We start from the raw sequence: 14,081 nt of genomic DNA, 5'->3' as shown, positions 1-14,081 counted from the left end.
ATCAGTGAAAGAGAAAAAAGTTTCTAGATTATTTATACATTTATTTTTAATTATTATTGCAATTATGATGATATTACCATTTTTATGGATGGTATTAACATCATTTAAAACAGTAACAGAATCTACTCAAATGAATCCATTTTCTATTTTACCAAGTCAATGGAAAATAGAAAATTATATAGAAGTTATAAAAGGAAATAATTTTATTATATTATATTTTAATACATTCTTAATGATGATTTTTCGTGTAATTAGTTCAGTATTATTTAGTGCAATGGCAGCATATGCATTTGCAAGACTAGAATTTCCAGGGAAAAACTTTTTATTTGGGCTAGTTTTATTTCAAATGATGATACCAGCACAAGTTTTTGTAATTCCACAATATTTAATGATAGATCAAATTAACATGAGAAATACTATTTTTGCACTTGTTTTTCCAGGAATAGTTAGTGCATTTGGAACATTTCTTTTAAGACAATTTTTCATCGGGTTACCAAAAGAGTTAGAAGAATCAGCACACCTAGATGGTTGCAATATTGGTCAAACATTTTTTAAAGTTATGCTTCCTTTAGCAAAATCAGGATTAATTGCTTTAAGTATATTTACAGCATTATTTGCATTTAAAGATTTAATGTGGCCATTAATTGTTAACTCAAATACCGATGCAGCTACATTGTCATCAGCACTATCAAAAATTCAAGGAGCTTACTCTGTAAATTATCCGCAACTTATGGCTGCATCTGTATTAGCAATTTGGCCAATGCTAGCAGTTTATATTATTTTCCAAAAACAATTTATTGAAGGTATTGCAACTTCAGGTGGAAAACTTTAAGTATATTTTATTTAGAGAGGAGTATTAAAATGCCAGTTATTTTTCATAAAGAAACACAGGAATTTCATTTATATAATGAAGAAATTAGTTATATTATTCATATTTTACCTAATGGGCATATTGGAAATCTATATTTTGGTAAGAGAATAGATCCTTATAAAAACTATAATCATTTGTTTGAAGGAGAATATAGACCTTTGGCTGCTTACGTAGAGGAAGGGGATAATAAATTTTCATTACAAAATACAAGACAAGAATATCCTACCTTTGGTCTTTCAGATTTCAGAAAAGGTGCTTTTTTAATAAAACAAGAAAATGGTAGTGAAATTTCTAACTTTAAATACGAAAGTCATAAAATAATAAATGGTAAACCTAAATTGCCTGGTTTGCCTCAAACATATGTCGAAGTTGATGAAGAGGCATCAACATTAGAAATTATTCTATTTGATGAAATAATTAATAGTAAAATAACACTTTATTTTACCATTTTTAAAGATAGGCCAGTTATTACGAGGAGTACAAGCTTTTTAAATACTAGCAATAAAGTAATAAGCATAGAAAAAGCAATGAGTTTTAACTTAGATTTTCCAGATACAAATTATAATATGATTCAACTTAATGGAGCGTGGGGAAGAGAAAGACATGTTCATGATAGAAGTATTAAACAAGGAACGCAAGGTTTCTATAGCTTAAAGGGAGCTAGCAGTGCAGAATTCAATCCTTTTTTTGCTCTTAGAAGACCAAATACAGATGAATTTTCTGGTGAGGTAGTAGGATTTTCTTTTATTTATAGTGGAAACTACTTAGCAGAAATAGATGTAGATACTTATAATCAAATGAGAGTTATGATGGGGATCCATCCGGATCGATTTAGTTGGAAATTAGAACCTTACAAAGAATTTTTTACTCCAGAGGTTGCTATTGTTTATTCAAATAAGGGTTTAAATTATATGAGTCAAACTTATCATAGTTTATATAGAGAGTGTTTAATGAGGGGAATATGGAAAAATAGTATAAGGCCTGTTCTTTTAAATAGTTGGGAAGCCCTTGGATTTTCTATTGATGAAGAGAAAGTTAATGAGCTAGCTACTAATGCTTCAGAGTTAGGAGTAGAACTATTTGTTTTAGATGATGGGTGGTTTGGCAATAGAAATAATGATAAAGCTGGATTAGGTGATTGGACTGTAAATAAACATAAATTTCCTAATGGATTAGATAAAACTATTAACTATATAAATAGCCTTGGAATGAAATTTGGAATTTGGATTGAACCAGAAATGATAAATAAGGATAGTGAGCTTTATAGGATTCATCCAGATTGGATTATACATGATCCTAAAAGAAAACCTTCACATACAAGAAATCAATATACATTAGATTTTTCTAGGGATGAAGTGGTTGAGTATATATATAGTAATATCGAAAGATTACTGTTAGATTATAATATTTCATATGTAAAGTGGGATATGAATCGATATATAACAGAGTGTTATAGTAAGGGGAAAGAACCAAATTATCAAGGGTCAGTATATCACAAATATATATTAAATGTTTATAAGTTATATGATAAGTTAATAAGTAAATTCCCAAATGTTCTGTTTGAATCTTGTTCTAGTGGTGGTGCTAGATTTGATCCAGGTATGCTATATTATGCACCACAAACATGGACAAGTGATAATACAGATGCAATTGAGCGTTTAAAAATCCAATATGGAAGTTCATTTGTTTATCCATTAATTTCTATGGGAAGTCATGTATCAGAATCCCCAAACCAACAAGTTTTTAGAGAAACAAGTTTAGAAACAAGAGCTAATGTAGCCTACTTTGGTAATTTAGGATATGAGCTTAATGTTAATGAATTATTAGATAATGAAAAGGAACAAATAAAAAATCAAATAAAATTTTATAAAGAAAATAGAGAAGTTTTCCAATATGGTAAGTTCTATAGACTGAAAAATCCATACACTAACAATATTTCAGGGTGGATGATAATATCTAAAGATAAAAAAATAGTAATTGTAGGATGTTATAAGATATTAAATTATGCTAATGAAGGGAGGGAAAGATTAAAATTAGTTGGATTAGATAGTAATGAAACTTACGAATTAAGATATCCTTATAAAAAAGAACTTAAAGGTGATGAACTTATGAATGTTGGAGTTTCTATAAGTAATGAATATTTTTGTAATAATGGAAATGATTTTTCATCAGTACTGTATGTATTAAGAAAATTATAAAAGTAATATTATAATTTAATGATTAAAAGGGAGGAAATACTTATGGAATTTTTTTCGAGAATTAAAAATGTAAGAGTAATTTTTATATTATCTATTTTTATAAGTGCACTTTTCTTAAGTAATTTTAATCAATTAGTTTTTGCTGCTGAGGGTGATTACGTAGTTACAAATATACTATTTGGATTAAAGCCTACTACAAATAGTAAAAATATGATTATTAGTGGTGACTCAACTGTACCACAAGTAGCAATTTTACATCCTGATGCTGCTACTGATAGCGATAATTCATCTAGCAATAATGATAATCTAAATACAAAGGTTATTGTTGGAGAGGAAATTGGTGGACCAGATAATGGATATAGCAAATGGAAACCAGTTTTTTTACAATATGACTTTCAAAAGAGTCGCTCTGTAGAACAAATTAAAATATATAGAAATACCTATGACAATGCAATTTCAACATACAAAGATGTAAAAGTAGAGTTATCTACTAGCCCTAATTTTGAAGAAAGTACAACTACTGTTGTATTTCAAGAACAAGATATTATTGAAAGTAGAGATAATAAGGGAGTTCCTCAAGTTATAACTTTAGGAAAGCCTGTTGAGGCTCAATATATTCGTATTTGGGGTAAAGGTCACTATATCCAAAATACAAATAGTTCATGGAAAGGATATAGTAATGGAAATCTTTATAATGAGATTGAAGTTATAGCAAATGTTCCTAAATCGGAAGCTCCAAGTCAACCAGAAGTACAAAAGCCTGTTAATATTTCATCAGGAAAGCTTCCTTATGTTTATGGATTAGATCCAACAAATATAAAGGCAATTACAGATGGACAAATAGATAATAATTATGCGATTCATAATAGTATAGGTAGAAATTGGCTTCAATTTGAGTATAAAAATATCTATAAAATTAACACAATAAAATTTAAATTAGAGCCAGGTAATTATAATACTGTAAAAGTAGCTATCTCTAATTCACCAAATAATGGCTTTAGGGAAGTTTTTAATAAGACTAATTGGAGACAAAGTGATAGTTTAGAGATAATTAATTTATCTAGTCCAATTAAAGGAAGATATATTCGCTTTACAGTTGATAAAGATGGAAGAAGCAAAACAAAATATTCAGAGATTGAAATATGGGGTACAGGGGATAGTTATGATGAAAGTAAAGGTGAGTATATTGCACCAAATTCAAAATATAATCAGCTTGTTTGGAGTGACGAGTTTAATGATGATAAGGTAGATGAAAATAAATGGACTATTATTGATGGTATGGTTAATCATGGAGCAATTTATAATAAGAATGCAGTAAGTATAAAAAAGGATAATGGAAATAGCTATTTATCAATAAATACAAAGAACTATAATAGTACTGAAAAATTAATTTCAGCGGTAGGCGTAGATAACTATTTAGGACAAACTATAAATAAAAAAAAGGTTACTTGGTCATCTGGAAGGGTTGAATCTAAAAATAAATATTCATTTCAATTTGGACGTATGGCAGTTAGAGCAAAAGTAAATGATTCTCAAGGGATTTGGCCAGCTATTTGGATGTTAAGCCAAGATGAGACAGGTCATGATGAAATAGATGTTTTAGAATATTTAGGACAAGATCCATGGAGTGCATGGACGACCAACCATTTTGGAATATTAGGAGAAAACAAAGGATCAAATGGAGTTAGCAATAGTAATTATGAAGCATGGAGTCAAGATTTTCACGTTTTTGAAGTAGAATGGGATCCACAAGTAATTAAGTGGTATATAGATGGAAAAGAAGTTTTTAAAAGTACAGATGGAAGAGATGATGGAAGAGATGGCATGCATAATCGTCCAATGTTCCCTATATTAGAAACTCAAGTTGGAGATGGATGGGTTAAAGATGTTGATTATAATAAACAAAATACAAAGCAAAATTCAGAGTATTTAATTGATTGGATAAGAATTTATCAAATGCCAAATCAACCTAATGTAAGATTTGATGATTTAGAGACGCTTGAGAATGGAGTAAGTGATGGATATAGTATAAAACCTTATTCACATACAAGAAATTTAATTAAATTATCAGATGGAGATTTAAATGAAGAAAATAAAGATAATTTTTATTATGGTGGACAGCCAAGATTAGAAAAAAACCGTATAGCTGTTAGTGAGAACTCAGAAAAGGAATCAATTGTATATAATATTCCAAATGTAAAAGATATTCATCTAACAACATATTATCAAACAATTGAAGATAAGATGACTTGGAATAATAGTGCTGGAGCATATCAAGGATATTCCATTAGATCTTCATTAACAAGCGGAGATATTGACTTTAATTTATTTACATCAGAAGATGGGAAAACTTGGAGTAAAGTTAATGATGTAAAAATAGTCGATAATTTTATAGAGAAGCATCCAGGATATGCAAGAACAACTTTTGATGCATATAATTTACCTGAAAATATTAATTTTATAAAAATAGAATTTCCACAATATAAAAATAAAGGTTATAGATTAAACAATGGAGACATAAAAAATATAAAAAATACTGATATTCAGTTAGGTAAAGTAACTTTTTTGCAAAAAAATTAAAGCTTTTAATATAGCTTACAAATAGTTTACTGAAATAAATTTTAATTGCTTTATAAATAAAACTTGAGGAATAGTTGTATTTTAACTATTCCTCAAAACTTTTTATATAGTTATTTTTTTATAAAATAACTATAAACTAATATATATAAAATTAGAAAATAAGTTACTTAAAAGTGATATATTAGAAATCAGATTGTCCTGTAGTTCTTGGGAATGGTATTACATCTCTAATGTTTGACATTCCTGTAATATACATTATAAGTCTTTCAAATCCTAAACCAAAGCCAGCGTGCTTAGTTTCTCCGAATTTTCTAAGTTCTAAATACCACCAGTAATCTTCTTCTTTAAGACCAAGTTCAGCCATTCTCTTAGTTAAAACATCGATTCTTTCTTCTCTTTGACTACCACCTATTATTTCCCCTATTCCAGGAACTAATAAGTCCATAGCTGCAACTGTTTTTTGATCTTCATTTAATCTCATATAGAATGCCTTGATATCCTTTGGATAATCAGTAACAAATACTGGTTTCTTAAAGTGTTCTTCAGTAAGGTATCTTTCATGTTCAGTTTGTAAGTCTATACCCCATTCTACTGGATAATCAAACTTTTTATCAGTATTTTTTAAGATTTCTATAGCTTCTGTATAAGTAACTTTTCCAAAGTCAGAAGATATAACATGGTTTAGTTTATCCATAACTCCTTTATCTATAAATTGGTTAAAGAAAGCCATTTCTTCAGGACACTCAGTCATAACATATTCGATAACATATTTTAACATGTCTTCTGCTAATTCCATATCATCTTGTAAATTAGCAAAAGCTATTTCAGGCTCTATCATCCAAAATTCAGCTGCATGTCTAGCTGTATTTGAGTTTTCAGCTCTGAATGTAGGTCCAAATGTATAAACATTTCTAAATGCTAAAGCATAACATTCTGCATTTAATTGACCAGAAACTGTAAGGTTAGATTCTTTTCCAAAGAAGTCTTTAGTATAATCAATAGCACCTTCTTCAGTTATTGGAATAGCGTTAAAATCTAAAGTCGATACTTTAAACATTTCACCAGCACCTTCACAGTCGCTTCCAGTTAATATTGGAGTATGTGTATAAACAAAACCTTTTTCTTGGAAGAACTTGTGTATAGCGTACGCCGCTACTGAACGAACTCTAAATACTGCAGAAAAAGCATTACTTCTTGGCCTTAAGTGAGCTATAGTTCTTAAATATTCAAAAGTATGTCTTTTCTTTTGAAGTGGGTAGTCTGATTGAGACATTCCTTCAATTATAATTTCCTTAGCTTGAATTTCAAATGGTTGCTTTGCATCTGGTGTTGCAACTAAAGTACCTATAATTGATATTGATGAACTTATAGGTAGTTTTGATACATCCTTAAAGTTTTCTAGGTTATTATCAAATACTATTTGAACATTCTTAAAGAATGAACCATCATTAACTTCAATAAATCCAAATGCGTTAGATGCTCTTAATGTTCTTATCCATCCAGAAATTTTTACTTCTTTTGATAAGTAATCACTTTCATTTCTATAAAGTGATTTAACTAAAATTACTTTATCCATAAATTGTGCCTCCTGTATATTATATAAATTATTAGTTAAAATAAAAAAACCTTCCATCCCTATAAAAGGGACGAAAGGATACTTTCGCGGTACCACCCAAATTGCCATAAAATATGACCACTTAAATAGACACATATAATGTCTTTCAATTAATAACGGTTTGAAATCCGTCTAAGCCTACTATCAATAGATTTCGGTTAGAAACTCAGAGATGTTCTTCACTAAAGGTTTCGTATAAGGCTTACACCGTCCCTTATTCGCTAAGACTACATCCATTAGATACTCTTCTCATCATAGTAATAAACTTATTTACAATGTTAAGTAAGATTTTACACCAATTCACTAACATTTGCAACTTTAAATCATAATATATTTTATAGTATGTTTTTGGAGGAATTTATGGAAAAGAAAAGTTTTCTTGAAGAAAAATTTATAGAGCTTAATAAACTTAAAGGAATGTTAGTAACATATCCAGAAGAATATAAAAATAATATTGTTGAAGTTATGGAAAGGGTCTGCAAGCAAATAGATGGATATTTACATTCTGGAAAAAGATGCATTAAAGAAAATGAAATATTAAGGCAGGAATTTACAATAGAAGAATTAGCTAAGTATAATGGAAAAGATGGTATGCCTGCATATATAGCTATAAAAGGAACAGTTTATGATACAACTGATATTATGAAGTGGAGTGGTGGTGAGCATTTTGGAGTTAAAGCTGGAGGAGATAGGACAGCTGAATTTTTAGAATGTCACAAAGGAAATATGGAGAACTTAAAAAAATTAAGAATAGTGGGAACTATAACGCAATAGTAAAATTGATATAAAAATAAGGCTGTAGCATTAAAGCATTGAAATACAGTAAGAAGTATTTTGATAAACTTAAAACAAAAATATATTATACTTAAATTTCTTTGTGTAACAGCCTTATTTTAAATATTTAAATTCTATTCATTTCCAGTTTCATAAGAGTTAACTAATGGAGTTGGAAAGTTAAGCATTTTAGTGTCTTTAACTATACGTTTAAATTCATATTCAAGTTCTCTAAATTTGACTTTAATATCACTATTTTCATTTATATCTATTAAGCAATATGTTATATTAGGGCGTCCAATTTTAGGTTTTCCGACACTCCCAACATTAATAAATATTTTATTACCAAATTTCTTAAAAGATGGAATATGTGTATGTGCACAAACCAGTATATCACAATCAGTAGTTTCCATAACTTCTTGAGTGTTTACCCCATCTTCAAATAAATATTCATTAATTGCATTTGGACTACCATGAACAAATTTAATTTTAGAGCCTTCAAAATTATAATCTAATGAAGTTGGAAGCTCGGATAAATAAAATTTATTAGAAGCTCGTACTTCTTCACAAGCCCAAGGTAAAGAAAATGAATTTATGCTTGTATTTCTTATGAAAGTAAAATCACCATCAACAACTGATGCATCATAATTTCCCTTTAAGCAAGGGATCTCTCTTCTTTTTATTAATGCAATAACTTCATTTGGATGAGGACCGTAGCCAGTTAAATCTCCTAAACAAATTATCATGTCAACTTTTTGATTATCTATATCTTCTAAAGCTTTCATAAGTGCATAAATATTACCGTGTATATCTGAAATTGCTGCTATTCTCATTTTTTCTCCTCCTAAAAATCTATATATACATTATAGCACTTTAACATGGTAGGAATAAATATTTTACCTATAGTATTAAATAGATATTTTTTATAAAAGTGGTATAGTATATTTATATAGATATTTCTAAGGAGGAAAGAAAAATGAAGTCTAGTAGGGTAAGTAGTGTTTTAAAAGCTATGAGAAAAGAAGGATTAGAGCAAATTATAGTAACATCACCGTCATCAGTATTTTATTTAACAGGAAAATGGATTTCACCTGGTGAACGAATGCTTGCTTTATACTTAAACGTTAATGGAAATCATAAGATGATAGTTAATAAATTATTTCCTATATATGAGGATTTAGGTGTAGACATATTATGGTATTCAGATATAGAAGATCCAATAAACATGTTATGCACAGTTGTGGATAAAGAAAAGACATTAGGTGTGGATAAATATTGGCCAGCACATTTTTTAATAAAGCTTATGAATAATAATGTGGTAAAGGGCTTTGTAAACTCATCACCTATAATAGATAGACTAAGAATGATAAAAGATGAAGAAGAAATTAAATTAATGAAAGATTCATCTAAAATAAATGATAAAGTAATGATTGAGCTTTGGAAGGAGATAAAAGAAGGTTATTCAGAAAAGTATTACTGTAATATGTTATCTGAAATCTATGAGAAGAATGGAGTAAATGGATTTTCATTTTCTCCAATAATTGCAACAAGTCCTAATGGTGCGGACCCACATCATAAATCAGGTAAAGATTTAATAAAGAAAGGTCAAAGCATAGTTATAGATATTGGAGGAATATATAAGTATTATTGTTCAGATATGACAAGAACTATCTTTTTTGGTAATGAACCAAATGAGCAACATAAGAGGATTTACAATATTGTAAAAGAAGCTAATTTAAAGGCAATAACTACTGTAAAAGAGGGAGTTAAGTTTTCTGATATAGATAAAGCAGCAAGAAGTGTAATAGAAGAAGCTGGGTATGGAGAGTATTTTACACATAGAACTGGACATAGCATTGGAATAGAAGGTCATGACTTTGGGGATGTAAGCTCAGTTAATAATGAAGAAGTTAAAGCAGGTATGATATTTTCCATTGAACCTGGAATTTATCTAAAAGATAACTTTGGTGTAAGAATAGAAGACTTAGTTTTAGTTACTAAAGATGGCTGTGAGGTTTTAAATTCAGTAACCAAGGATATAACTGTTATTTAACTTAATAATATAAATAAAAAACTAGGTTAAAGTTCAAGGATATTTAAATAAGAGTTTTTCTTGTTTAAATATCATTAGACTAAATCCTAGTTTTTTTATTTATAAATTAGAATAATATGCCTGCAATTGTTGCAGTTAAGCAAGTTGATAATGCACCGCCTATTAAAGCTTTAAAGCCTAAGTTTGCAATTGTTCCTTTCTTTTCAGGTGCTAATCCACCAATTCCGGCTATTTGAATAGCTATTGAACTAAAGTTAGCAAAGCCACATAATGCATAAGTCATTATTAAAACTGTCTTTGGTTGTAATGAATTCAAAGATATTAAGTTTGATAATTCAGAGTAAGCTACGAATTCATTAAGTATAATTTTTTGTCCAAGCAGACTTCCCGCTGCTGATATATCAGAAGTAGGCACACCCATAACAAATACTAAAGGTGAGAAAAGTTTTCCAAGTAACCATTGGAAGCTTAAATCTGGGAATCCAAAAATACCACCAAAAAATGAAAGTATAGCATTAAGTAAAGCTAATAAGGCTATAAATGCTAATAGCATTGCAGCAACATTTAACGCAAGGCCTAATCCTTCACTTGCTCCATTAGCTGCAGCTTCAACAACATTAGAAGCTGTATTTTCTACATTTATATTAGTTGAATCTTTTGTTGCACTTTCTTCAACTTCAGGAACTAATATTTTAGCTAATACTAAACCTGCTGGAGCAGCCATTATACTAGCAGCTAAAAGATGTCCTGCGTTTACTCCCATTGCAACATATCCGGCCATTACACCACCAGCTACAGTAGCCATTCCACCAACCATTATAGCCATAAGTTCTGATCTAGTCATATCTTTTACAAATGGTTTAACAAGTAACGGAGCTTCAGTTTGACCTAAGAATATGTTACCGACGGCACTTAGTGTTTCTGAACCACTAGTTCCAAGTAATTTACAAATAAATTTAGCAATAAACTTAACTATAATTTGCATAATGCCAAGATAGTATAAAACTCCCATCAATGCAGAGAAGAATATAATTGTAGGAAGTATTTTTACAACCCAAATAAATCCAATTGCATTTGTATCAGTTAATGGTCCAAATAGAAATTTACTACCTTCTCCGGTAAAGTCAAGTAATTTTGTTATTACATCGCTAGCACCTTGAAATATGCTTCTTCCAAGAGGAATTTTAAGAATAAGTATGGCAAATACAACTTGAAGTCCAAGCCCAGTTGCAACTAAACGCCAATTAATTTTTTTCTTATTTTCAGAAAGTAGGAATGCAATTCCAAGTATAGCGATAATTCCTATAATACCTATAAATCTATCCAATTTTTTTCTCCTTCGTTGGTTATAAATTTTATCATTAGAATAATAGTTTTAGATTAATTCTATTATCTTAGTCATAAGGGCGGTAAAGTTTTCTTTAACCATATTAGATGTTTCAATAACTTCTTCGTGATTAAGTGGTTGTTCTAATATTCCAGCTGCCATATTAGTCATACAAGATATTCCAACAACCTTTATTCCGCAATGGTTAGCGACAATAACTTCAGGAACAGTTGACATTCCAACAGCATCAGCGCCTAAAACTCTAACCATTCTTATTTCAGCAGGTGTTTCATAAGTAGGGCCACTCATCATAGCATAAACTCCTTGCTGTATATTAAGTGAAAGTGAGTTTGCAATACTTAAAACCTTTTCTCTTAATTCAGGATTGTAAGCATTAGACATATCAGGGAAACGTGGTCCGAAATCGTTAAGATTTCCTCCTATTAAAGGGTTGTTCCCAGATAAATTTAAATGATCTGTTATAAGCATTAAATCTCCGGGAGAATAGCTAGTATTAACAGCTCCAGCTGCATTTGTTACTATTAATTTTTCTACTCCTAAAAGTTTCATTACTCTAACTGGAAATGTAACTTCATTATAGTCATATCCTTCATAATAGTGGAATCTACCCTGCATTGCTATAACGCATTTCCCGTTTAACATTCCAATAACTAATCTTCCTGCATGACCCTCAACAGTTGAAGTTGGGAAGTAAGGTAGAGTTTCATAAGGATAAAATTCAGGGTCTTCGATAGTATCTGCTAATGATCCTAAGCCAGAACCTAGTATTAATCCTATAGTAGGCTTATACTTAGTTTTTTCAAGAATGCTATTTGAAGCAACTTGAAGTTTTGTTGATAAATCCATAAAATCACCCCTAATTATAGTTTGTTAATTTTTTTAGTTTTTATAAGTGTATTTTTGTAAAATTAAGTTTAGTCTTTGTAAATTATAAAATAAAGTTAACAAAAATGAAACAAAAAAAGAAATAATTATAAAGAAATATTAAATTTACTAATAATAAATCTTTAATTACAAGTATAAAATGAAGATTTTATACTTGTAATTATATGGGGATATCTGGATGAATCGACAAAAATAATTAGATTACTTTTGAAATTAAAAAAGACCTAGAGAATATAAATTTCTCTAAGTCCTTTAAGCTACTTTAATAATAAATCAGCTACTTTTACTACATCTCCAGCTCCAACAGTTAAAACAAGATCATTTTCAGATATCATATCTTTTAAATATTCAGCAGCTTCGTTATGGCTGTGAACATTGATGCAGTTTACACCTTTATTTCTTAAGGCATTACCAAGTTCATCAGAAGATACTAAGCCTGTATCTTTTTCTCTAGCTGCATATATATCCATTAAAATAAGTTCATCTGTATCAAAGAAACATTCAGTAAATTCTTCAAATAATGTTTTTGTTCTAGTATAGGTATGCGGTTGGAAAACTGTATAAATTTTATTGTGTGGAATTAATTGAGCAGTATTTAAGGTTGCTTTTATTTCTACTGGATGATGAGCGTAATCATCAATTATTGTAGCACCATTAAGCTCCCCTTTATGCTCAAAACGTTTATGGGCACCCTTACATTCTTTTAAGCCTTCTATTATTGCTTCGTAAGGAATATTAAAAATAAGTCCTACACATATTGTTGATAAGGCGTTTAATATATTATGCCTTCCGGTTGTACTTAAAGATACTGAAAATAATTCTTTATCATCCTTAGTTACAGTAAATGTTGCACAACCATTAGTATTAAAAGAAATATTTGTAGCTCTAACATCACCTTGATTTATTCCATAGCTCAATGTATTACATTTGGCTTTTTCTAAAACTTCATTTACTTTTTCATCTTCACAATATCCTATTAAATAACCGTCAGTAGGAATTATATTTGAAAACTTTTCAAATGTAGATTTTATATGATTAATATCTTTATAATAATCTAAATGATCTGCATCTATATTTAATATAATTCCAACATAAGGATAGAATTTAAGGAAAGATTCCTTATATTCACAGGCTTCTGTTAAGAAGTATTCACTTTTTCCTATTTTAAAATTACCATTTATAACATCAAGATTCCCGCCTACTAATATTGTAGGATCAAGATTTGCCTTTAATGTTACATGAGATAACATTGAAGTACATGTTGTTTTGCCATGTGTACCTGCAACAGCTACGTTGTATTTATGTCCTTTCATTATTAAACCAAGAAATTCAGCTCTATCCATTAAATCTATATTTTGTTTCTTAGCTTCTAATAATTCAGGATTATCGGAAGGTATGGCTGCAGTATAAACAACAAGATCTACATCTTTAATATTTTCTCTTTTATGTCCTATGTATATTTCAGCACCTTCAGTTTTTAATTTCTCTGTAATTTCTGATTCTTTTGAATCAGAACCAGAAACTTTAAAGCCATTGTTTAATAGTACAGCTGCAAGTCCGCTCATACTTATTCCACCTATGCCAATAAAGTGAACCTTTTTATTTATATCTTTATTAAAATCAAAAGACAAAAAATCAACCCCTTTTTAATTAATACAGTGTTTAAATTAGAATTAAGTGTATAATTAAATCAAATATAAATTAAAATATTCGATAAATCTTCCATTTATAATTATATACAAATTTCCTAAAATGAA

The 14,081-nt window shown here is 29.3% G+C and carries 10 protein-coding genes and 1 other annotated feature; of the genes, 5 read left to right on the top strand and 5 right to left on the bottom strand.

Annotated features, from left to right (window positions below):
• The first annotated feature begins 4 nt into the window (after positions 1-4).
• The 3 genes from ACYQ1T_RS05455 to ACYQ1T_RS05445 are packed head-to-tail and all read left to right on the top strand — an operon-like array spanning position 5 to position 5,649.
• On the top strand, positions 5-832 hold the full coding sequence (locus ACYQ1T_RS05455; RefSeq protein ID WP_459832666.1) for a carbohydrate ABC transporter permease: 828 nt from the start codon (positions 5-7) through the stop codon (positions 830-832).
• Between the two features lie 29 nt (positions 833-861).
• Positions 862-3,069, top strand: a complete 2,208-nt coding sequence (locus ACYQ1T_RS05450) for an alpha-galactosidase (protein WP_459832664.1) — start codon at positions 862-864, stop codon at positions 3,067-3,069.
• 42 nt (positions 3,070-3,111) lie between these two features.
• Positions 3,112-5,649 (top strand): family 16 glycosylhydrolase, encoded by a 2,538-nt coding sequence (locus ACYQ1T_RS05445; RefSeq protein WP_459832662.1) that lies wholly within the window; start codon positions 3,112-3,114, stop codon positions 5,647-5,649.
• Positions 5,650-5,830: 181 nt separating this feature from the next.
• On the opposite strand, the gene asnS is transcribed toward ACYQ1T_RS05445, so the two are convergent.
• Entirely contained in the window at positions 5,831-7,225 is a 1,395-nt protein-coding gene (gene asnS / locus ACYQ1T_RS05440; protein WP_459832660.1) for an asparagine--tRNA ligase, read from the bottom strand.
• Positions 7,226-7,288: 63 nt separating this feature from the next.
• Positions 7,289-7,529 (bottom strand) — a binding site (T-box leader).
• A 95-nt stretch (positions 7,530-7,624) separates the two neighbouring features.
• Here asnS and ACYQ1T_RS05435 point away from each other — a divergent pair.
• Positions 7,625-8,038 carry a cytochrome b5 domain-containing protein gene (locus ACYQ1T_RS05435; protein ID WP_459832658.1) on the top strand — a complete coding sequence of 138 codons (414 nt, stop codon included), beginning with the start codon at positions 7,625-7,627 and terminating at the stop codon, positions 8,036-8,038.
• 134 nt (positions 8,039-8,172) lie between these two features.
• Here the strand turns inward: ACYQ1T_RS05435 and ACYQ1T_RS05430 are convergent, their stop codons facing one another.
• Positions 8,173-8,871 carry a metallophosphoesterase family protein gene (locus tag ACYQ1T_RS05430; protein ID WP_459832656.1) on the bottom strand — a complete coding sequence of 233 codons (699 nt, stop codon included), beginning with the start codon at positions 8,869-8,871 and terminating at the stop codon, positions 8,173-8,175.
• A 143-nt stretch (positions 8,872-9,014) separates the two neighbouring features.
• On the opposite strand from ACYQ1T_RS05430, the gene ACYQ1T_RS05425 reads away from it, so the two are divergent.
• Positions 9,015-10,091, top strand: coding sequence for a M24 family metallopeptidase (locus ACYQ1T_RS05425; RefSeq protein ID WP_459832653.1), 1,077 nt, complete (start codon positions 9,015-9,017; stop codon positions 10,089-10,091).
• A gap of 106 nt (positions 10,092-10,197) precedes the next feature.
• On the opposite strand, the gene ACYQ1T_RS05420 is transcribed toward ACYQ1T_RS05425, so the two are convergent.
• From ACYQ1T_RS05420 to murC, 3 genes are all read right to left on the bottom strand, one after another.
• Entirely contained in the window at positions 10,198-11,418 is a 1,221-nt protein-coding gene (locus ACYQ1T_RS05420; protein WP_459832651.1) for a NupC/NupG family nucleoside CNT transporter, read from the bottom strand.
• A 48-nt stretch (positions 11,419-11,466) separates the two neighbouring features.
• Positions 11,467-12,285: a purine-nucleoside phosphorylase gene (locus ACYQ1T_RS05415; RefSeq protein ID WP_459832648.1), complete on the bottom strand. Its 819-nt coding sequence runs from the start codon at positions 12,283-12,285 to the stop codon at positions 11,467-11,469.
• A 296-nt stretch (positions 12,286-12,581) separates the two neighbouring features.
• A complete protein-coding gene (gene murC, locus ACYQ1T_RS05410) occupies positions 12,582-13,955 on the bottom strand; it encodes a UDP-N-acetylmuramate--L-alanine ligase (RefSeq protein ID WP_459832646.1) in 1,374 nt (457 codons plus the stop codon).
• Positions 13,956-14,081 lie beyond the last annotated feature (126 nt).

The organism is Clostridium carnis (assembly GCF_054657435.1).
The sequence above is the reverse complement of the archived record's forward strand: the minus strand, read 5'-3'. Positions and strand labels throughout refer to the sequence as shown.

Bases quoted from the DNA above. Each gene is read 5' to 3' on its own strand.
- ACYQ1T_RS05450 (WP_459832664.1), top strand. From the start codon at position 862: ATGCCAGTTATTTTTCATAAAGAAACACAGGAATTTCATTTATATAAT.
- ACYQ1T_RS05445 (WP_459832662.1), top strand. From the start codon at position 3,112: ATGGAATTTTTTTCGAGAATTAAAAATGTAAGAGTAATTTTTATATTA.
- asnS (WP_459832660.1), bottom strand. From the start codon at position 7,225: ATGGATAAAGTAATTTTAGTTAAATCACTTTATAGAAATGAAAGTGAT.
- ACYQ1T_RS05435 (WP_459832658.1), top strand. From the start codon at position 7,625: ATGGAAAAGAAAAGTTTTCTTGAAGAAAAATTTATAGAGCTTAATAAA.
- ACYQ1T_RS05430 (WP_459832656.1), bottom strand. From the start codon at position 8,871: ATGAGAATAGCAGCAATTTCAGATATACACGGTAATATTTATGCACTT.
- ACYQ1T_RS05425 (WP_459832653.1), top strand. From the start codon at position 9,015: ATGAAGTCTAGTAGGGTAAGTAGTGTTTTAAAAGCTATGAGAAAAGAA.
- ACYQ1T_RS05415 (WP_459832648.1), bottom strand. From the start codon at position 12,285: ATGGATTTATCAACAAAACTTCAAGTTGCTTCAAATAGCATTCTTGAA.